The 22,410-nt window shown below is 40.8% G+C and carries 16 protein-coding genes; 7 read left to right on the forward strand and 9 right to left on the reverse strand.

Annotated features, from left to right (window positions below):
• Positions 1-146 precede the first annotated feature (146 nt).
• From L4C37_RS17300 to L4C37_RS17310, 3 genes are all read left to right on the forward strand, one after another.
• A complete protein-coding gene (locus L4C37_RS17300) occupies positions 147-659 on the forward strand; it encodes a hypothetical protein (protein WP_429769292.1) in 513 nt (170 codons plus the stop codon).
• A 117-nt stretch (positions 660-776) separates the two neighbouring features.
• Complete coding sequence (gene panP / locus L4C37_RS17305; RefSeq protein WP_429769293.1) at positions 777-2,420, forward strand: pyridoxal-dependent aspartate 1-decarboxylase PanP; 1,644 nt, start codon at positions 777-779, stop codon at positions 2,418-2,420.
• A gap of 363 nt (positions 2,421-2,783) precedes the next feature.
• On the forward strand, positions 2,784-3,638 hold the full coding sequence (locus tag L4C37_RS17310; protein WP_137373094.1) for a MurR/RpiR family transcriptional regulator: 855 nt from the start codon (positions 2,784-2,786) through the stop codon (positions 3,636-3,638).
• 212 nt (positions 3,639-3,850) lie between these two features.
• On the opposite strand, the gene L4C37_RS17315 is transcribed toward L4C37_RS17310, so the two are convergent.
• On the reverse strand, positions 3,851-5,110 hold the full coding sequence (locus tag L4C37_RS17315; protein WP_273294496.1) for an iron-containing alcohol dehydrogenase: 1,260 nt from the start codon (positions 5,108-5,110) through the stop codon (positions 3,851-3,853).
• Positions 5,111-5,587: 477 nt separating this feature from the next.
• Between L4C37_RS17315 and L4C37_RS17320 the strand changes: the two genes are divergently transcribed.
• Positions 5,588-5,851, forward strand: coding sequence for a GrxA family glutaredoxin (locus L4C37_RS17320; protein WP_137373092.1), 264 nt, complete (start codon positions 5,588-5,590; stop codon positions 5,849-5,851).
• A gap of 227 nt (positions 5,852-6,078) precedes the next feature.
• Positions 6,079-7,761 carry an aspartate:alanine antiporter gene (locus L4C37_RS17325; protein ID WP_137373091.1) on the forward strand — a complete coding sequence of 561 codons (1,683 nt, stop codon included), beginning with the start codon at positions 6,079-6,081 and terminating at the stop codon, positions 7,759-7,761.
• A 95-nt stretch (positions 7,762-7,856) separates the two neighbouring features.
• Here L4C37_RS17325 and fabV read toward each other — a convergent pair whose 3' ends face one another.
• The 3 genes from fabV to psrA form a co-directional block, all read right to left on the reverse strand.
• The gene (gene fabV / locus L4C37_RS17330; RefSeq protein ID WP_429769294.1) at positions 7,857-9,059 is read right to left on the reverse strand and encodes an enoyl-ACP reductase FabV; all 1,203 of its coding nucleotides are present in this window, start codon (positions 9,057-9,059) and stop codon (positions 7,857-7,859) included.
• A 252-nt stretch (positions 9,060-9,311) separates the two neighbouring features.
• Entirely contained in the window at positions 9,312-11,594 is a 2,283-nt protein-coding gene (locus L4C37_RS17335) for an acyl-CoA dehydrogenase (RefSeq protein WP_137373089.1), read from the reverse strand.
• Positions 11,595-11,674: 80 nt separating this feature from the next.
• The gene (gene psrA, locus L4C37_RS17340; RefSeq protein WP_167494020.1) at positions 11,675-12,304 is read right to left on the reverse strand and encodes a TetR family transcriptional repressor PsrA; all 630 of its coding nucleotides are present in this window, start codon (positions 12,302-12,304) and stop codon (positions 11,675-11,677) included.
• 834 nt (positions 12,305-13,138) lie between these two features.
• On the opposite strand from psrA, the gene L4C37_RS17345 reads away from it, so the two are divergent.
• Both L4C37_RS17345 and L4C37_RS17350 read left to right on the forward strand, forming a co-directional pair.
• Complete coding sequence (locus tag L4C37_RS17345; RefSeq protein ID WP_429769295.1) at positions 13,139-14,449, forward strand: TolC family outer membrane protein; 1,311 nt, start codon at positions 13,139-13,141, stop codon at positions 14,447-14,449.
• Positions 14,449-15,060, forward strand: coding sequence for an OmpA family protein (locus L4C37_RS17350; protein WP_137373086.1), 612 nt, complete (start codon positions 14,449-14,451; stop codon positions 15,058-15,060). Before L4C37_RS17345 ends, L4C37_RS17350 begins: the two co-directional genes overlap by 1 nt.
• A gap of 76 nt (positions 15,061-15,136) precedes the next feature.
• Here L4C37_RS17350 and nhaA read toward each other — a convergent pair whose 3' ends face one another.
• From nhaA to L4C37_RS17375, 5 genes are all read right to left on the reverse strand, one after another.
• Positions 15,137-16,309: a Na+/H+ antiporter NhaA gene (nhaA, locus tag L4C37_RS17355; protein ID WP_372264571.1), complete on the reverse strand. Its 1,173-nt coding sequence runs from the start codon at positions 16,307-16,309 to the stop codon at positions 15,137-15,139.
• Positions 16,310-16,577: 268 nt separating this feature from the next.
• Complete coding sequence (locus L4C37_RS17360; protein WP_429769296.1) at positions 16,578-17,714, reverse strand: lipocalin-like domain-containing protein; 1,137 nt, start codon at positions 17,712-17,714, stop codon at positions 16,578-16,580.
• A gap of 2 nt (positions 17,715-17,716) precedes the next feature.
• Complete coding sequence (locus L4C37_RS17365) at positions 17,717-20,170, reverse strand: ABC transporter permease (protein ID WP_273293937.1); 2,454 nt, start codon at positions 20,168-20,170, stop codon at positions 17,717-17,719.
• The gene (locus tag L4C37_RS17370; protein WP_137373082.1) at positions 20,151-20,822 is read right to left on the reverse strand and encodes an ABC transporter ATP-binding protein; all 672 of its coding nucleotides are present in this window, start codon (positions 20,820-20,822) and stop codon (positions 20,151-20,153) included. Before L4C37_RS17370 ends, L4C37_RS17365 begins: the two co-directional genes overlap by 20 nt.
• A gap of 123 nt (positions 20,823-20,945) precedes the next feature.
• On the reverse strand, positions 20,946-22,319 hold the full coding sequence (locus L4C37_RS17375) for an MATE family efflux transporter (protein ID WP_429769297.1): 1,374 nt from the start codon (positions 22,317-22,319) through the stop codon (positions 20,946-20,948).
• Positions 22,320-22,410: the final 91 nt, after the last annotated feature.

The raw sequence follows: 22,410 nt of genomic DNA on the forward strand, positions 1-22,410 counted from the left end.
TTAGTAAATCACATAGTCTAGAATGCATGCCCATACAATTACCGTATTAAAAATAGATTATCTGTTATTGCTCAATAAACAGAAACCACGGTAAGCTTCTAAAAAGAGAAGTGCTCTAACAAGAATAATATCTAAAAGGAACCTTTATGAAACGCCTTTGTGTCGCTTTACTGCTAGCTTCTACGTCGACCGTGTCTCTAGCTGCTGACAACCAATGTTTATCAGGGAAATATGATGCGTATGTTGACGCTTCATTAACTTGGTATTCAGACTTAGCAGCCTTAACTTCTGAACAATACCCAGACCTGACTGAAGTAAGTGCTTGGTTTCTTGAAGGTCGTAAGCACCACTTTGAGCTTAACCGTGCTGCTGTTCATTACTATTTAGAGAATGATTCAAGCAAAGTTGCGACTTCCCAGCCTGTAGAAGCCTGGTTGCAGTTAGAGCAGCATGACGTTAAAGACCTATCAACCCGTGATGACGAACTAGGATTAGCCGCAAGAACAACATTTGAAGATCGTCAATCAACGCCTCATAAACAGAACTATGAATTACGTTCGGCTTTAGCTGAACTGCTTAGTCATCCAAAAGAAATCGACACCGCACTTCAGCGATATAACCAATCAATTTCCCAACTTGAGACTATTAAATGCAAATAACCCTGTTATTTGTGCCCTTTTTGCAAAGTTGGATTTCATAATTAAGACGGGACTTTGTGCCCGTTTTCATTTAAATTATCCCGCTCGCGTTAATATTAGAAAAACAACTCGCTTGCTATGGTTACGGAACAAAAAACAGTAGATGTCAGCTTTGAAAGCCTACTACGTATCTTTACGGTACCTGAAGGTCCAGATTCAACCCTGACTCAAATCGAAGACAAACTCTCTCAGAACTTAAATCAATTCTTGCGCGAACATATTGTGGCTGAAGAAAAGCCGCTTCGTGAGATTGAAAAAGACTTCTCTAATGCTCAAATTCCCGAGCAACCAGAGTTTGTATCTGAACATACAGAGCATCTACTTGATTCTCTGGTATCACACTCAGTGCATACATCATCACCAAGTTTCATTGGTCATATGACGTCGGCCCTACCTTACTTTCTAATGCCTCTTTCTAAGATTATGATTGCTCTCAATCAAAACTTAGTGAAAATTGAAACTTCAAAAGCTTTTACGCCTCTTGAACGCCAAGTATTAGGTATGCTTCATCGTCTTATCTATCAAGATGATAGCCAGTTTTATTCTCGCTGGATGCACAGTGCTAATCACTCTTTGGGCGCTTTTTGCTCTGGTGGAACCATTGCCAATATTACAGCGCTTTGGGTTGCTAGGAATAACGCTCTTAAAGCGCAAGGTTCATTCAAGGGTGTAGAGAAAGAAGGGCTGTTCAAAGCCATGAAGCATTATGGCTACGAAGGTTTAGCGATTCTTGTTTCTGAACGTGGTCACTACTCTTTGAAAAAAGCCGCTGATGTACTTGGAATTGGTCAAGAAAGCCTTGTCGCAGTAAAAACCGACAACAATAACCGCATATGTACTGATGACCTCATATTAAAGATTGAGCAACTTAAGCAAGCAAACATTAAACCTTTTGCAGTAATTGGTGTTGCCGGCACAACTGAGACGGGCAATATTGATCCATTGAGAGAAATTGCCGAAGTGTGCCAGAAAACAGATTGTCACTTCCATGTCGATGCGGCTTGGGGTGGTGCAACTTTAATGTCGAATAATCATCGCCACCTTCTAGATGGTATTGAGCTTGCCGACTCTGTCACTATTGATGCACATAAACAACTCTACGTGCCAATGGGTGCTGGTATGGTGCTTTTCAAAAACCCAGATGCCATGACTGCCATTGAACACCATGCTCAATACATATTGCGCAAAGGCTCTAAAGATTTAGGTAGCCACACTTTAGAAGGCTCTCGTTCTGGTATGGCTATGTTAGTGTATGCAAGTATGCATATCATTAGCAGACCAGGCTATGAATTATTGATCGATCAAAGCATTAATAAAGCACGTTATTTCGCTGATTTGATCACCGAGCAAAATGATTTTGAGTTGGTGTCTGAACCTGAGCTTTGTTTACTGACTTATCGCTATATACCAGAGCATGTTCAAGAAGCTCTCAAACAAGCAAACTCAAGTGATAAAGTAAAATTAAACGAGTTACTCAACGAGCTCACTAAGTTCATTCAGAAAAAACAACGTGAGACTGGTAAGTCTTTTGTATCCAGAACTCAGCTTACACCTGAGAAATGGAACCACCAGCCAGTTATCGTATTTAGAGTTGTACTAGCGAACCCTCTTACAGGGCATGATATACTCAGCGCTATTATTGATGAGCAACGTGAAATCTCTAAACTTGCTCCAAATTTAATGCGAGCAATAAACACGTTAGCAGATTCAATCACCTCATGAATGAATAAAAATCGCACCAAAATGAAAATTAATTTCGTTTTGGTGTAATTCCCCTATCAATTTTTCTTCAATATTGGCTATTTCCGCCTCTAAACACTTCCATTTTTGTAGTTTTCTAAAAATTTGTTGAGGCTTGTCAAATTCTTAAGCATTCATCCCTGCTTTTAGTGTAAGCATAGCGTCCGATGGGTTTATACTAAGTCTATGGTGCTAGTTAGCTTATATCTATTTAGAGCTGCAGTATTTATTTGAGTATCCTAATCAAATAGGAACTTAAATTTATCTGTTTTTGTTCTTTCAGACATTCCCCCGAAGTCATTAGATATTGATTAGCAAGTTGTTCTCTATACCCTTGTGAACACTATGAATACATTAGAAAAAATACAAAAAAATCTAGAAAATTTCAGCAAGTCTGAGCGTAAAGTTGCCGAAGTCATTATGGCATCCCCTCAAACAGCTATTCACTCTAGCATTGCTACATTAGCTAAAATGGCCGATGTAAGTGAGCCTACTGTTAACCGCTTTTGCCGCCGTTTAGATACGAAAGGCTTTCCGGATTTTAAACTTCACCTTGCACAAAGCTTGGCAAACGGAACACCTTATGTGAACCGTAATGTTGAAGAGGATGATGGACCAGACGCTTACACTCATAAGATTTTCGAATCCACTATGGCGTGTTTAGATGTAGCGAAAAACAGCTTAGATGCAATGCAAGTTAATCGTGCTGTCGATCTACTTACCCAAGCTAAACGAATTTCATTCTTTGGCTTAGGCGCTTCATCAGCCGTTGCTAAAGATGCACAAAACAAGTTCATTCGCTTTAACATACCAATTACTTGTTTTGAAGATATTGTGATGCAACGAATGAGCTGCATTAACTGTAGTGATAACGACGTAATCGTTTTGATTTCTCATACTGGTAGAACAAAAAGCCAAGTTGAGATTGCTAACTTAGCTCGTGAAAATGGCGCGACCGTTATTGCGATTACAGCGAAAGATTCACCACTGGATAAAGCAAGTTCTCTGTCTATTTCTTTGGATGTTCCAGAAGATACCGACGTTTATATGCCAATGGCGAGCCGTGTTGTTCAAATGACGGTTATCGATGTTTTAGCAACAGGTTTTACCCTGCGCCGCGGTACTGGTTTCAGAGAGAATTTGAAGCGAGTGAAAGAATCGATTAAAGATTCAAGGTATGAAAAGTATTCTCAGTTTTAGTTATTCGTAATCGTTAACTATAAGTGAGTACACTAACTAGAAACGGAGCCTAAGCGCTCCGTTTTTTGTATAAGGAATGCAGACACCCAAAGCCAATGCATCCAAAGTGACTCTATTCCAAGAGATCATTTTCAACCTCACTATAATCCAATGTCACTCTATTCAAAGTAGCCATATTTGAAATTGCTACATTCAAGTGACTACAGTCAAAGTTAGATTGTCCAACTGTTCCCTTTTTCAGACACACTATTCTCCGACGCATAAGAATTGATAATGGATAAACAAGGCTCTACCGCTTCATCTTGAGTGCGTGGTTCGTGCAAATCGTCTCCTACTTGAGAAAGAATATGGAAGAGTCTTTCTTCATTTAATGGGAGTGGATTACCTTTTATCGCAACAGATTTCAGAGCATCACTCACAACTTCTTGCTGATTCACTTCATTGAATTTAAACGCACATAATGAAGGTATTGATAAGTTATCTAAAATCTGGAGTAGCCATACAACCCCGTCTTCATGCTTGGCATCCATATTACCAGTGACAATTTGCGCGATTTTTTCGTACCGAGCTAATATATCGGTTCTATTGGATTCCGTAGCGACATCCATGTTTTCCTGCATAACAAGAGGCGCTAACCTTGCGGTAATAACGCTATGGGGAGCATTAAGCTTCCCTCCTAATGCAGAAGCCAAGCCATGGGCGGCTCCTAGTTTTGCATTGGTAATCGCCATCCCACCAAGCATTGCAGCAAAAGATATATCTGAGCGCGCTATTTTGTCGTCATCTAAACAAGCAGCTAATACAGAGCTACTCAAACGCCTAAGCCCTTCTTCACAAATCATATCAGTTAAAGGGTTAGGTTCACCGCAAACATAAGCTTCCATTAAGTGTGTAAAGGCATCCATTGCCCCTCTACCTGATGTATATAGATCGGTTTTATACGTCAATGTTGGATCTACAATCGCAACATCAGCTAGCATCTCAGGACTGCGTAAACTGATTTTTACTTGATCTTGACCGGATTTAAGCACTGCATTTTTTGTCACCTCCGCGCCTGTACTTGCCGTTGTTGGAATTGCAATGAAAGGAAGTGGTTTAGTTTTTAAAGGTACATTCCGCCCCACCACTTCAACATAATCATAAAGGTCACCTTGATTTGGAATAACCGCAGCAAGTGCCTTGCCTAAATCAATAGCGCTGCCTCCTCCAATGGCGATAACCATATCAGGTTTAAAACGCCTAGCAGATAATGCGGCTTCTTCGACCATTTTTATATTAGGTTCCCCTGTTACAGCCATATGCTGATAACGCATGCTCTGAGATTCAAGGTGATTAATAATAGGTAAAGCTCGAGTATATGTACTGCCAGTTACAAGCAAAACACTGTAACCATATTGATTAATTACGGAAAGCGAGGATGCAAGTGCACCCTCACCAAATATAATCCTTGTTGATGTCATGAATTGAAACATTGGAGCCTCTCCCTTACCCTACAGAACAAACGATACTACTGACCCTACCGATACAGCTTAAAATCGAGGATGCGAGCCTCAAATTCATACTACATTCAAACATGGCACCAACTTCCATTTGATGTTTTGACTCGGTGCAACTTGTGACATAAAAGTATGCACTTCTTACAAAATCTTAGTGTTACCTCACAATGCTCTGTTAAGTACTGAAAGATATAACTCTCTCGATCTTCTTAATCTTCTTAATCTTCTTAATCTTCTTAATCTTCTTAATCTTCTTAATCTTCTTAGGCAATTTTAATTGATTAATCCAAGCTATGGTTACAAATTAATCTGATAGGTTTTACCTATTACATTAAGAGGCAATTCCACCTTTATTTCCCGAATACATTAAGGCATAGTTAGTTTCAAGAATTATTAGGCCGTATTCATGAAGAATATTTATTGGCGCCTCATTCCGTATTTAGGAGAAATTAAATGTTTGTAGTTATCTTTGGTCGTCCTGCTTGCCCATTCTGTGTTCGTGCGAAAGAGCATGCTGAAACTCTTAAAGCTAAGCGTGATGATTTCAACTACCGCTATGTAGATATTCACGCAGAAGGTATCAGCAAAGCTGACCTAGAAAAAACCGTTGGTAAACCAGTTGAAACGGTTCCACAAATTTTCATCGATCAAGACCACATAGGTGGTTGTGATGAATTTGAAGCATACGCAAAAGAAAACCTCGGTCTTTTTGATTAAGCCCGATTAGGCTTATTTGATTAAGCCCGATTAGGCTTATTTGATTGAGCTAGATTTAAATGTATTTCTTACAGCCTGCATTAGTAAATGCGGGCTGTTTTTTTAAGTAAAAATACTAAAAGTTAATTCAAAGTAAAATATCGAAATAACACTTATCTTTTCGAAATATTCCGATACAATTCACCACTCATCCTTTCTACCTTCTCAGATTAAATTGAGCCACAGTTGTGAATATCGACGTCGTTTATTTGCTTGAACAAAACCCCATTCTTCTTATTTTTGTTGTCTTAGCGATAGGGCTTGCCATTGGTAAAATCCGCTTTGGCAGTTTACAGCTTGGTAACTCAATTGGTGTCCTCATTACATCACTCGTTATGGGGCACTTAGGCTTTTCTTTTAACGCCGATGCTTTAACCATTGGTTTTATGCTCTTTATCTATTGTGTGGGGATTGAAGCCGGCCCTAACTTCTTTGGTATCTTCTTTAGAGATGGTAAGCACTACCTCATTTTAAGCTTAGTGGTACTTTCCACTGCATTGGCTCTTACCTACTTCAGCAGCCACTACCTTGGTTTAGATTTTGGTCTTTCAGCAGGAATGATGGCTGGTGCCTTAACCGCGACACCTATTCTGGTGGGTGCTCAAGACGCCTTGAATTCTGGTTTAGCCGAAGTGCCTAGAAATATGGATTTAGGACTGGTGATTGAGAACCTTTCCGTTGGTTACGCCATGGCTTACTTAGTCGGCTTAATTAGCATGATTCTATTTGCTCGTCTTATACCTAAACTGCAGAAAGTAAACCTTCACGATTCAGCAGAGCAAATCGCGCAAGAACGTGGGCTGGGAACTTCGGGGCAGCGTAAAGTTTATTTACCTATCATTCGAGCTTATCGAGTAGGACAAGAACTGATTTCGTGGACTGATGGTAAGAACCTTCGTGAGCTAGGTATTTATCGTCAGACAGGTTGCTACATTGAGCGAATTCGCAGAAATGGCATTTTAGCCCACCCAGATGGTGATGCTATTTTGCAAGAAGGTGATGAAATTGCACTGGTTGGCTTCCCTGATAGCCACGCACGCTTAGACCCGAGTTTTAGAAACGGAAAGGAAGTATTTGACCGTAATCTACTTGATTTACGCATTGTCGAGGAAGAAATTGTCGTTAAAAGTGACAACATTGCAGGCAAGCGTTTATCAGACCTAAACATGTCGGAATATGGCTGTTTCTTAAACCGAGTAGTCCGTGCTCAAATTGAAATGCCAATGGACCTGAATATCGTTCTAGCCAAAGGTGACGTTCTACAAGTTAGTGGCGAAAAAAGCCGAGTTCATGGCTTAGCCGAAAAAATTGGTTTCATTTCGATCCATAGCCAAATGGCTGACCTTATGGCGTTTTGTAGCTTTTTCATTCTAGGTATTTTATTTGGTCTGATCACTATGACATTTGGTCAAGTTTCTTTTGGGCTTGGTAACGCTGTCGGGTTACTACTTTCAGGGATCACTTTAGGCTTCCTCAGAGCAAACCACCCTACTTTCGGTTATGTGCCTCAGGGCGCCTTGAATATGGTGAAAGATCTTGGCTTGATGTTCTTTATGGTCGGAATTGGATTGAGCGCTGGTGGGAAAATTTTTGAGCACCTGACTCAGGTTGGTCCCCAAGTACTAGGAATTGCTCTAGTGGTCAGTGTTGTACCAGTAATCTTCGCTTATCTAGTTGGTGCCTATATTCTAAAAATGAACCGCGCACTCTTATTTGGGGCAATTATTGGTGCAAGAACCTGTGCCCCTGCAATGGACATTGTAAACGACTACGCTAAGTCAACGATTCCAGCACTAGGTTATGCCGGTACTTATGCCATAGCCAATATTTTGATGACCCTTGCTGGTACGTTTATCATAATCATTAACTGATTGCTGATTGCTGATTAATTAAGGTCAGTTCAGTTTGGAAAAACAAAAAAGGCACTCAATGAGCGCCTTTTTTAATACATTTCAGATGAACTGATTTAGATATCCGCTACATCAAACTCAACTAGAGTTTCAACATCCGCTTCATAATCAACACCTTCAACACCGAAACCAAACAGTTTCAAGAACTCTTCTTTATACTCAACATAATCCGTTAGGTCTTTCAGGTTTTCAGTCGTGATTTGAGGCCACAAGTTACGGCAATGATCTTGAATGTCATCACGTAGCTCTAGGTCATCTAGGCGTAAACGATTTACTTCATCTACTTCTGCTGCGCTGCCATCTTCTTTGTACAAGCGTTGGCTGAACATACGGAAGATTTGTTCCATACAACCTTCGTGGATGCCTTCTTCACGCATTTTTTTGAATACCATTGCGATGTAAAGAGGCATAACAGGAATTGCCGAGCTTGCTTGAGTCACAACTGACTTAAGAACGGCAACATTCGCTGAACCACCAGTTTGGCTTAGCTGGTCATTTAGAGCTGTTGCAGCACGGTCTAAATCCATTTTAGCTTTACCTAGAGCGCCATCCCAGTAGATAGGCCATGTTAGCTCAGTACCAATGTAGCTGTATGCAACCGTCTTACAGCCGTCAGCTAAAACGCCTGCTTCAGAAAGCGCATTGATCCAAAGTTCCCAATCTTCACCGCCCATTACTGTAACAGTGTCATTGATCTCTTCTTGAGTAGCAGGTTCTACACTAGCTTCAATGATGGCGTCTTTATTAGTATCAACGGCTGTTGATGTGTAAGTATCACCAATTGGCTTAAGAGAAGAACGAATCACTTCGCCGCTTTCTGGCATTTTACGAACTGGAGATGCCAGTGAGTAAACAACCATATCAATTTGACCAAGATCTTCTTTAATCAGGTCAATGGTTTTTTGCTTAGCTTCATTTGAGAAGGCATCACCATTCAAGCTCTTTGAATACAGGCCTTCTTCTTTAGCTAGCTTATCGAAAGCTGCTGAATTGTAAAAACCAGCTGTGCCCGGTTTTTTCTCAGTACCAGCCTTTTCAAAGAAAACACCGATAGTCGAAGCACCGCCACCAAATGCAGCCGCAATACGAGAAGACAAGCCGTAGCCACTTGAAGAACCAACAACAAGCACGCGCTTAGGTGCGTTAACAATTGGACCTTGAGCTTTAGTGTAAGCAATTTGTTCTTTTACGTTCGCTTCACAACCAACAGGGTGTGTTGTAGTACAGATGAATCCGCGAATTCGAGGTTTGATGATCATATTCAACTTCCTTAAAAAATCTTCCGTAGGATAAAAGTTTCGTAAGCGAAAGGCATCTAATTTCTTTAAATTTGTCGTGAAAATGCAAGTGGTTGGAGCACTATCAGATAATTTATCGTTAAAAAAGAGAATTACTCTCAATTAAAAATGAAAAGGCTCCTTGTTAGGAGCCTTTAATGTATTTGTCATTTCAACGGCGAACATATGAGAGCCAAGTATTTACCTTTCTCTAGTTAAGCCGTTTATAAGTGCCTAAGCCACACTATTTAGCTTTGGTTTAAGCTCTTTTCTCGTCAGTGTTTCACTAAAGTCATGACTAAAGTGATCCACTTGGATAGCGGTATATCTCAACTTATCAGCTGCAACTATTTGGTCAACTTCAGCCTGAGTTAACACATCGGCTTCCAATGCTTGAGCAAGTTTATCAGCAAGTAGCCCTTTTCTCGCCACTTTACCTTCTTTCGCCGCTCGTACTAGCTTTCTTTCAAGTCCTTTCACGTTATACATTGCGTTAAAGGCATCTTCCATCAGACCTACGCTATCATCTTCTTCTTTACCAATGTAACAAAGGTGAGTTAGACGTTCACGGTGTGCTCCCGGAGTCATCAAACTTTCCGCTAGAGCAACCGTAAGATCATCATTTGGTTGTTCAAACTTATTCCCTAATGGGAAGATAAGCGCTTTTAATGTACGACCAACCAACTTGCTTGGAAAATTTCTGTACGCTTCTTGCAAAGATTTAGCTGCATGATAGAAACAGTGTTGAACCGCATAATGCACATAGTTTAAATCAGACTGCTGACGACCTTCATCTTCGTATTTTTTAAGCGCTGCCGAAGCCATGTATAGATAGCTAAGACCATCACCTAAACGAGCAGAGATAAGTTCTTTACGTTTAAGTTCACCACCAAGGCTCAACATTGCGAAATCGGCACTCACAGCCAAAGCTCGGCTCAATCGAGTTAGATCTTGGTAATAGTGCTTAGTTGGTCCACTCATATCAGCTTTAATAAAGCGAGAGCCTGTTATTGCAGCACCAAATGCGCCAAATGTATTTTTCGTTGCATGACCAATATGTTTAAACAAAAGTTCATCAAACTCTTTCGCGCCTTGCTTCTCATCTGGATTAGCTGCCGCTTCCATTTCTTTTAAAACATATGGATGACAGCGAGTTGCACCCTGACCGAAGATCATCAAGTTACGAGTTAGGATATTCGCACCTTCTACTGTAATCGCAACTGGAATGCCAAGGTATGGCGCAACAAGGTAGTTCATCGGGCCGTCTTGAATTGCACGACCTGAGTGGATATCCATTGAATCATTAAGAATTGTTCGTGCCATTTCTGTCATATGATATTTAGCGATAGCCGTTACAATTCCTGGCTTCTCTTTCATATCTAATGATGTAGTCGTTAAAGTTCGAGTGGCTTCCAATAAATACGTCAGACCACCAATTCGACCTAGGCTTTCGGCTACGCCTTCAAATTTACCAATCGACATACCAAACTGTTTACGTACATACGCATAAGCACCGGTTGTACGGGCTGTTAAATGCCCCATAGCTGTACCTAATGCAGGTAATGAGATGCCACGTCCCGCAGAAAGACACTCAACCAACATGCGCCAGCCTTTACCCGCATAGTCTGCACCACCAATTAGCCACTCCATCGGAATGAACACATCATGACCTCGGGTTGGACCGTTCATGAATGCAAGACCCAGTGGGTCATGTCTTTCACCAATCACGACACCTTCGTGATCAGCTGGGATAAGTGCACAGGTAATACCGACATCTTCCTTATCACCCAGTAGCTTTTCCGGATCATGAAGTTTAAATGCTAGACCCAGTACTGTAGCGACAGGAGCCAAAGTAATGTATCGCTTGTTCCAATTCAGTTTGATACCAAGTACTTCTTCACCTTCATGCATGCCCATACATACTGTTCCAACATCTGGAATACCACCAGCATCAGAACCAGCCTCAGGACCAGTTAAAGCAAAACAAGGGATTTCTGTACCATCCGCTAAACGCGGCAACCAGTAATCTTTTTGTTCTTGTGTACCATAGTGAGAAAGTAATTCACCAGGACCCAGCGAGTTTGGCACCATTACACTCACCGCCGTACTTATACTGCGAGTCGCAATTTTAGTTACGATGGTTGAGTTAGCTAAAGAAGAAAAGTTTCGACCGCCAAATTCTTTAGAAATAATCAGTGAGAAAAACCGCTCTTTACGCAAAAATGACCAAACCTCTTCAGGAAGATCGCGATCTTCTTTTACGATCTTATGGTCATCTAGCATAGCCAGAAGAGTTTCAAGTTCGTTATCGATGAAGGATTGCTCTTCACTAGTTAGTTGTGGTTTAGGGTACTGATGAAGCTTTTTAAAATCAGGCTTACCTGAAAACAGCTCTCCATCCCACCATACGCTGCCAGCTTCCATTGCTTCTTTTTCAGTACTTGAAAGTGGTGGTAGTACTTTTTTGAAGAATTTAAAAGCTGGGTCACTTACATATTTTTGTCTTAGAGAGCTCATATTTCAGATCCTTTTGTTCACTATTTGGGTGTGATTATTTTTATTTATTCTAATTATTCGGTTTTTTTTAATTACTAATTTTATTCACCTGCCGACATACCAGCCGACAAATATGGGATAAGTAGATCGACCACAGCTTTCGCGTCCACTTGCTTCCCGTGATCATTTTCTGCAATTTCAGCCAAAGCTTGACTTGAAGCCATGGTGAAAACACAAGTACCTAACGTAAAGTGCAGCCTCCAAAATAAAAGCTCAGGCGTTAAATTTGGGTTTGCCTTTAACGTTGAATCCGTAAAAAGAGTGAGTACTTCACTGTAGCGAGTCGTAATGAACCAACGTAAATGACCTTGAACATCGGTATAACCACGCCCTATTAGCAGCATAAAGCGGCTTGTTCCATTTGGTCTTACGTCATTTAACGATCTTAAAGGCATGCGTAAAGACTCAAACACATCTTCCATTTTGTAAGTTTCATTCAAATTCAAAGTAATCAATGCGTCATGTAATGCAGGCATGAAAGCCTCTAAATACCGATCTAATACCGCACGGACCAGCGTTTTCTTGTCACCAAAGTGATAATTCACTGACGCTAAATTTACGTTCGCTTTACTCGTGATTGTTCTTAGCGAGGTGTCGTTGAAACCATGTTCTGCGAACAAAGCCTCGGCGACATCTAAGATTTTTTCTTTAGTATTATTTCTTGGTGCCATTCTAATCACTCGTATTAAACAACTGTTTGAAATATACGCACGAAACATTTAATTAACAAGCAAGCAACATCACACTTTAAGAAATTGGTCGTACCAGTTGAAATAGAGAATTCTCAACCTTATGAATTAGAAGGTATTGTTGAAAAGTTTGAAAAAATAATCTTTTTGATGGAACTGAATACTGATTGGAGGGTCATACTTACTATAGAAAACAGAGTATTTAGAAGTTTTACAGGTCGTTAAACTTGTTTCTATCTGTTTTTTGTTTACTGCTTTTTCCTTATTAACTCCTATATTTGTATCCGCCCAAACCGTTTTGGTTTGGGCTTTTTTTTGCGTCAAATGAATAGCAAGAATTCCAGAAGATCTCACGCCTACCGCTCATATGCCCCCACCTCTTTAGTCGTTGAAGTGCATTTTAGAAATGTTTGAACCACACCCCTGAACTAGTCTCACTTTTGAGACAGCAACGCAATATCAATTCCTGAAGAACACCTATTTCAAATCCATATTCTCATAATCATTCCTCTTCAATTTTTTCAATTAATGCGCTTATGGTTAGAATGAAAAATTAGTTATTTCTATAAAAAACAGCAGGTAATACGCTAATTTGTTCACTCCATCTCCCAAAGTATTGGGCCAAAATAGAAGCTCTCACCTATTCGATTTATCTCTGCAGTGGTCTCCCCAATCAGTATTTAGACTCTTTAATTTCATTCTCACTTTTTGTTTAATGACCTACTCTTCTTACTAACTAAACCATCATTAAGAATGGCATCACAAACAGCAGTGGAGCTAAGTACGCTTGTAAAATAAACGGAAAGGAGTACTGCTATGAGGTTATTTAACGTATCTATCATTAGCTATGTCATTGCAGCTAGCACGACGGTCATGTCTCAAACACTTGAGCAATCTGTTGCATCTACACTTTCCTCAAACCCTGAAATCAAAAGTATTTTCAATGAGTTCATGAGCGAAAAGAATCAACATGAGGCTTCCGGGGGGGCTTACAAGCCCAGTATCGACCTTGATGCTGGGATCGGGTACGAAGGGATTAACCCAGCACCTGGCAATGGTTCAAATACCGAGCTGACTCGAAAAGAAGCCACAGTATCTATAACTCAATTACTTTGGGATGGTTCTTCTACTCTCTACGATATAGACCGAACTGCAGCCGAAGCTGAGTCTGTTCGGCTTCAATTAATTGCTGATGCAGAAGATAAAGCGTTAGAAGTGACTGAAGTATACTTAAATGCTGTCAAAGCCAATGAAATTCTTGCTCTTTCAGAAAGCAATTTATCCGTACATAAGAAAATCTTTAAAGATATCAAACGTAAAGCTGAATCAGGTATCGGTTCAATAGCAGATCTTTCACAAGTAGAGGCTAGGATAGCAAAAGCGCACGGTAACCTTCTTGCGGCGCAAAACAACCTGTTTGACACACACATTCAATTTAAGCGCCTAGTAGGTCAGTCACCTCTAGGGCTTGTATATCCAAGAGCCGATATAACCAAAATCCCACTGACCGTTGACGACGCAGTGCTGTATGCATTCAATAATCACCCGGTGATAAAAATATCTATCGCTGATGTAGATTCAGCTCACTTTCAATATAAACAATCCAAAGGCGTTAATTATCCCACCATCTCAATTGAGGCTTCTCAAACTTGGCGAGAAGACGCCGCAGGAAATGAAGGCTCTAGCCAAGAAACATTAGCTATGCTTCGCCTGAAGTACAACCTTTACAACGGTGGTGCTGACAACGCTCGATCTGACAGCGCAGTTTACCAATTAAACAAGTCGAAAGATCTACGTGACCGTGCTTATAGACAAGTAGAAGAAGGGCTCAGATTATCTTGGAATGCTTTAGATCTTACACTGCAACAGAAACAATTCTTATCTGATCACGTTGATTCCGCTTCAGAAACAGTCATTGCTTATGCAAAGCAATATAGGATTGGTCAACGGACATTACTCGATTTATTAAATACTGAAAATGAGCTATTTGAAGCTCGGAAAGATTATTTAGATGCCCATTATTCTGAGCAATACGCTAAGTATCGAGTCCTCAACGCAACTGGCTCTTTACTTAATGCCCTACTTGTCGAGATCCCTGAAGAATGGACTCAAGAAATGGAGTATTAATGATGAAAAAGCTATTTTTATTAATATCAATGTTCACTCTTTTCCTTAACCAAACTTTTGCTTACTCAGAACAACCTTATATAGCAACACCAGAATCCAAACAAACTTTTGATCTCCAAGACGAGGATTTGGATGGCGTAATTAACGCGAGAGATGCCTGCCCGAATACACCAAGATCATCCAAAGTTGACAACGATGGATGTGGGGAAATTTTAAAGTCAGAAGAAATTAGGCAATTGAATGTTTTATTTTCAAATAATTCGGCTGAAATTAATCCGATATTCGTAGAACAAATAAAAACAATGGCAAACTTTCTGAACACCTACCAAGCAGCATCAATTGAAATTCAAGGGTATGCAAGTAAGACGGGGTCTTCTCGACATAACTTAACACTATCGAAGGAAAGAGCTTTTAACGTCCAAGATCGCCTAGTTTATTATGGTATTAACCCTAAAAGAGTGCGAGTCGTTGGTTATGGTGATACTAAGCAGACCGATTCAGACAACAGTTCAATAACACAAGCATTAAACCGAAAAGTCACCGCTACAGTAATTGGTCTTAGTCAAGAAGTCGCTGAAGAGTGGACAATTTTTACAACATTAGAGAAATAACTGGATACAAAAAACCGTGACAAGAATAAATCTCGTCACGGTTTTTAAACATTGTAGTAATTAACTAAAGCTTAATCTACGACGTTGTTTTCGCAGTTGATGCGGCGCCAGTTTTCGGTAATGACACACTCAATAGCGCGTAACCAATTATTGCGGCTGTTGTAGAGCCCATTAAGATACCTAATCGTGCAAGCGTGTCGTACTCAACATTGGCAGAACCGAATGCAAGTGACGAGATGAAGATAGACATCGTAAAGCCGATACCACATAGCACTGAAACAGCGAAGATATGAATAAAATTCACCCCTTCAGGTAGTTTAGCCCAACCTAATTTCACTGCAGCCCAGCTAAATGTAAAGATTCCTAGAGGCTTACCAACAAGCAGACCTAACGCAATACCAAGCGGTAACATACCCGTTAAACTTGCAATAGAGATACCTTCAAGTGAAATACCTGCATTAGCAAACGCAAATATTGGAAGTATCGCAAACGCAACATATGGATGCAGAGCATGTTCAAGATGTTTCAGAGGTGAACGCTCGCCTTTGTTCCCTTTCAATGGGATAGCAAAACCGATAACAACACCCGCTAGAGTTGCGTGAACGCCTGATTTTAATACGGCAAACCAAAGGATCGCACCAACAAATAAGAACACGCTCAACTTAGTCACATGCTTAGCATTAAGCATGAACAGCACACCAGTTGCAATAAAGCCAACAGTAAGAGCTAGAGTCGATAAGTCACCTGAATAGAACAACGCAATAATGACAACAACACCTAGATCATCAATGATCGCTAGAGCAAGTAAGAATACTTTCAAGCTCACTGGAACACGATTACCAAGTAACGCCATAATACCAAGTGCGAAGGCAATATCGGTTGCAGCTGGAATAGCCCAACCTTGAATTGCTGCTGGATCACCTAAGTTAAATAAAACGTAAATGAGAGCAGGCGCTAACATACCACCAACAGCTGCAATCGCAGGGAAAATTGCTGTTTCTTTTGATTTAAGTGCGCCTTCTAAAAGCTCACGTTTCACCTCAAGACCAATCAACAAAAAGAAGACTGCCATGAGGCCGTCATTAATCCAATGGGAAACTGACATACCAAATACGTATGTATGAAGAAATTCCTGATACATACCATTCATCGGAGAGTTTGCAACAAACATCGCAACTGCTGCTGCTATAACGAGTAAAATACCGCCTGCAGATTCCATTTTAAAGAAGTCACGAATGACATCGCTCATGATTTCGCCCTTATATTTATTATTTAAATAAACGAATAACAAAGAATAGCCTAGAGTTTATAGCTAACTCAAACTAAGAAATAATCATTTCTTCAGAGGTTTAACTTCGGTTTTTCCTACAAATACTAAACAATACAACGTTTTTACCAATGCTTTGTTCAACTGATAAACTAAGTATAGAAGAGAAATGTTGCAGTGAGATCCAGAAGACTGTAAGTATCCGTTTCAAATAGATACAAAAAAGGCCTTTAATTAAGGCCTTTAAAAATCAGTAACCAGTAAGTTGCATGAAACCCACCGCTTCATGACTACCACTAGCCATTATCGGTCCTTCCCAATATGGAATAACAAAAGGCAACCACATATCTCGCCGCTGTATTCGAGTCGTCAGGTTAATTTGATGCTCTGGTACATTGATTATCCACTGTAACGGTAAGCGTCGCCCATTAAGAAGAGTAGTATTGTTCAGCGGAGTGATCTCAATATCCGCTTCCGTTAACTGGAAGACTCTGCCGGAACGTGTCGCTAAGGTACCAAATACATAAGGTAGTTGTTGATTGTGGCGGTAACGATTGATACTCAAAGAAGATCCATCTTCTAGGTTAAAGACAAACCAATCCCAGCCTTGCTGCCCTTCTCCCAGTAAGCCACTGCCCCACTCCTTTTGCAACCAAGCCGTGCCAGATACAACTTTAGTTTCACCTTCTAATGTGAGTGAACCATTCAACGATAAAAATGGCGCACTGAAGCTATAAGAAGCAACAGGCAACAAGTCATGCTTTTCTTGGTATCCGTTCTCTCCGTTCAGTACATAGGGACCTTTAGTTATGCTGTTTAGCTCTATTCCAAAAGTATCTGTGCTAATACTCAAGCGACCAGGAAAAGGAGTTGTGCCTAATGAACGCCAATTCCAATTATCAATCCAAATTCTAAACGGTCGATTGTTCATTCCCGCTTGCCCAATACCACCGCGAGCTAGCCTTTGCTCTTTCCACACTTGAGATTTAGATGTAATAACAACGTTCGATATAAATAGCTGAGGACTTTGCCAACCGGTTGTTTCCCTTTCATCGGTTGCTATACGAAAGAAGCTCCATTGTATAGAAAACTTTTCTCCACTTTCATCTTCAACGTTAGCGAAGTAATGCCACCATTCGTGCTGAAAATCAGGATGAAATTGGAAGTCTTGCGGTAACGATATGTTGCGGTCTGGCAGCACTGGTTCAAATACTTTTTTATTCTCACTCATTAAGACAGCATTGACTTCATTAACGCCTCTCTCTCCAACCTGAGCATAATATGAGTAATAAGTGCCAACACTTAGAATTATGCCGAAGAAAGCAATAACAAGTAGGTACGATAAAATACGAAGTTTTGGTCGTTGAGGCTTAGATCGTTGAGACATAATTAAAGTGCATCCCTCAATGATTTCATTGGCGTATTTCTTACCATCTTAATAACGGGTAAAGCCCCTGCCAGCATTAAAGCGGCCATCGCCCACGCGAAAGTCACAAAATAGTCCCAAGGAATCACTTGAATACCCAACGACCAACCAAAAGATTGCTTAATAACAATATCAACAATCAAGGTCGCTAAAGCCAAGCCTAACGGCACAGCAATTAATGATGCAATGAGTCCAAACACAAGTAGCTGTAGACTGCCGACTAAGACAAGCTCTTTACCAGACATGCCTAGACAGCGTAACAGTGAAATATGGCGCTGCCTCGAAACCTCACCTGCAACTGTCGCAAAGAAAATGCCAAAAACAGCGATAATCAGTGTAATGTTACCTAGAGTATCTGCAATAGCGAAGGTTCTATCGAACACTCTCATAGCTTGATTATGAATATTGTTGTTATCGAAAACACGTTCAGAACTCAGCCTAAATACATTTTCAAGACGATCTCGTAAACCTTGAGGGTTTATTCCATCTTTAATAACAACACCAAGACCTACATTCCCTCGCCCGGCAAAACCATACAACCAATTTCGGTGGGACATCATGACTTGATGGTAAGGGTTACCATAATCATAATAAACACCAACTACTTGCCAGCCATTCCCTAAATTGTCATACAGATCGATATAGTCACCGGGGCGAATATTCAACTTAAGGGACATAGATTCACTGATTAAAACACCTTTAGAGTGGTGTAAGTGATACCAGTAATTAGGAATACCAAGTTTAATCGTAAGAGCGTCAAGTTCGCCTTCTGAAGGACCAGTGCTTACAATTTGAACACTGCCTTTAGGAGTTGCTATGTCTTTCTCCCAACGCCACCATACCGAATCGACTTCAGGTTGATCTGATAACCAATTACTCATTCGAGCGGCAGCATTGTTCGTTGGATAAATATACAAGTCTGCCGCTAATCGCTGCGTAAGCCACTTATCAGTCGTATCGCGGAAGCTCCCAACCATCGTTTCCACACCTATATTTGCCGTAAGAGCAAGCATGAAGGCCATCGTTGCCACACCGCGGTAGCTCATGCTGGCTGCAGCATCAGCAAAGAACCAGCGAGCGCGAACCCAGCGTAGTGAATAGGAAAGGCTATTAAATAATTTCCACATGATAAATGGAGTAAATAACGCCACACTTACAAGCATAAGTGCAATTATTGCAAAACCCGACTCTTGGGTTTGAGGAGCTTGATATACCGCAACGGCAGCTACACAAAATGCACAACCGATAAGCGCTTGCCAGATGAATTCTGATCCAGCAAAACGTAGTATTGATAACCGAGAAGACAAACGGATAGGCTGTGATTGCAGAAGGCGAATTAACGGCCATACACATGCTAAGAAAGCGCCACTTAAAGCCATAAGTAAGCTATAGCCACTCCAAACCCAACTCCACTCAATCGATAAACCTACGTTCGCGTCATATAAGTCACCTAAACTTGCCGACACGGCAGGCAACAGTTGATTGGCTAGCATCAGACCGAAGACATTACCGAAAATCCAGCTCATGAGAACTAAAAGCAGAAGTTCAAAGCATAATGCTTTCGCTAATTGCCAACCAGACACGCCAGTTTGACGTAGTATTCCAACTAGCGGCTGCCTTTGAATGAATGATAGAGACATGGCCTGATAGAAAATAAACAGACCGACCACAAATGAAAGCATTCCCATCGCGGTCAAATTCATATGGAATGCGCTAGTCAATGATTCAAGTTCAGCTTTAGAGTTTCGCGTAATCGTAAGCCCATTAGGCAGCATGTTTTTCAACAATTCATACTTTTCTGCAGACATATGCCCGCACGCGATAACAGATAAGCCAGAACTTCTCTGCAACATTCTTAATAAAGAAATATCAGCAATTAAGCGAGTGCCATTAATTAAATTTTTCTGATCGACGACGAGTGGACCAAGTTGAGAACCGTCAGCTAAATCGATATAGCTCCCATCGCTCCAATCCATATATTCTGCAAGGTCACCACTTACAAGAATTGGATAAGGTGGGCGCATTAAACGTAAAGTCGTCAGTTCTTTGAGTGCAATGCCAGGTTGAAGTTGAAGCATGGCTACCGGGTCTAACCCAACAAGCATCAAATTTGTTCCATTTTCAGCAGTAACACGGTGGTTATCAAATGGTGCGCACTGTTGGAAGCCTTCTCTTCTTAACTGAATATAAAAGCCTTGAGGGATCTTATTTGCATTGTGTTTAGGGCGAATTCGATAAGGAAGAGGGTTTGAAAAGAGTTTTTCGCCATGGGTATAACTTTGCTTAGCGTGGTGGTTTATAGCCGTTACACCAACAAGTAAAGAAACACCTAGAGTAAGACCAAGCCACACAAGGATAATTTGTAAAGGGTGACGGCGGTAATGACCTAATAGCGCTTTAACTACGGGCCATAACATGCAGTTGCCCTCCTTGAAGACGAATTTTACCATCCATGTGTTGAGCCACTTTTTCACTATGAGTCACTAAAAAAAGTGTACATTCTAGCTCTCGAGCCAGCGAAGTAAGTAAACGCATTACCGCTTCAGCGTTACGTTCATCCAAGCTACCTGTCGGTTCATCCGCAAGTAATAACTTAGGCTCCATGTAAAGCGCTCTAGCTATAGCAGCTCGTTGTTGTTGCCCACCCGACACTTCTTCAGGATAACGCCCTAATAATGGCATTAAATCTAAAGCCGACAATATTTGGCGCCATAGTCCCTTGTCTTCAGGTAAACCTTTTAACTGACGACAAAAACGAATGTTATCTGCGACATTGAGAGTTGGTAGCAAGTTAAATTGCTGAAAGATATGACCAATGTTGTTTCTTCGATAAGCCGTACGCTTTGTTTCAGATGAACTATGCATCTCAAAACGAGGAAAAGAGATTTCACCCGAATCTGGCATGTCTAACCCAGCAATAAGGTTCAATAGCGTACTCTTACCAGAGCCGCTCTCACCCATTAATGCAATTTGATCACCTTGGTTTAATGTCAGTTCAGCACCTTGTAAAACTGGGTGGAATTCTCCCCCATCTACATAGCCTTTACATAGGTCTGACAGCTTTAACATTAAACAGCTCACATTAGTTAGAATTTGGAGTGAGAATCTACACTAATTCACTGTTAGTAGGAAGTAATTTGGCATATAGATCACACCATAAGCATAATGTTGCATCATTTATACGCTTTCCTTCTAATTTTCAATTAAGTTTTTAATCCATCGCTTACTTTTCATACGGTACAAAGAGCCAAACCATTTGATCACTTCTTCAGTTAAAAACAACAAGTAAATCCATTCAGGCTTGAAACCAAAGTACATAGCTGCAACTGCTGCTAATGGGATACCGATGAGCCACTGCGCGACCAAATCTTGGTACAAGCAAAATTTCACATCCCCACCGGCTCTTAGTACACCAACAATCACCGTCATTGGTATAGAACGGATAACAATACCGATACTAAGTACAACAATAAATTTTTCTGAAAGCGCTCTCGTTTCTGCTGTTAATGCACTGAACGCATTCAAAATTGGAATTTGAATAAAATACAGAGCGACTGCAACCATAATAGCGGTTAAGAAACTAATAATACTGATGCCTAAGGCTTGATAATAGACCGCTTCGTTTTGTTTAGCACCAAGTTGGTTCCCGATTAGCACCGCTCCAGCATTAGACATTCCGATCAATAAGCTTAAAGAAATAGATTCAACCGGTGTCATCACTGACAAAGCTGCCAAACCTTGGACACCTGACTGACCCATTATTGCGTGGTAAGCAAACAAACCACCAGCCCATGCCAAAAAGTTAAATGTTGTTGGCAGCGATAACTTTAAAAACCTCGTCACCTTTTCTATCGTTGCAGCAGCGTTAATATCACACAAACGAAAAGCGAGTAAGTGCTTCTTAAAGTATAAATAGCCGAATAAACTTGCAACTTCGATTGCCCCACTTAGTACAGTAGCAATCGCAGCCCCTTTTATTCCAAGCGCAGGCGCACCTAAGTTACCGAAAATGAGTATCCAGTTAAGTAGAACATTAGAAAGAATCCCTATTCCACTGAAGAAGGTGCTTAAGCCAGGTCTGTGCATCGCTCGTAAGCCAACAGCCATACTGCTCACACAGGCAACGGCAAACATACTTAAAGACGTAATCACCATGTATTCAACACCTAAACTGATCACTTCAGTAGAATCGGTTGTTAAAGACATGACTTGTTCAGGAAAAGAAACAAAAAACGCGACCGTTAATGCTGCAAAAAACATAGCAACGATCCAAGTTAGTGCCGTACTTTCTCTCACGCCTTGCTTATCTCCTGCCCCCCAATACTGAGCGGTAAGTAAAGCGCCACCAGTGGTCACTCCAACGAGCATAATAGTTGTAACAAACATCGCTCGGCTTGCCACGCCAACAGCCGCAATATCGGCTTCACCTAACTGACCAAGCATTAATACGTCAACCAAACCTCGGCTGGAAAACATGATACTTTGAAGGGTAATAGGCAACGCGATCGCGATAAGACGACGCAGGAAATCGCCTCTGGTATGATAAAGAATATTGGAAAGCAGCATGAGCGCATCACCCTAACGGAACACATTGATGATAAAAGGAAATTTTCAAGCTATTATATCAACGAATGCTTTTTAACCACATGACTAAATG

Source organism: Vibrio kagoshimensis (genome assembly GCF_050337535.1).
GTDB classification, from domain to species: domain Bacteria; phylum Pseudomonadota; class Gammaproteobacteria; order Enterobacterales; family Vibrionaceae; genus Vibrio; species Vibrio gallaecicus.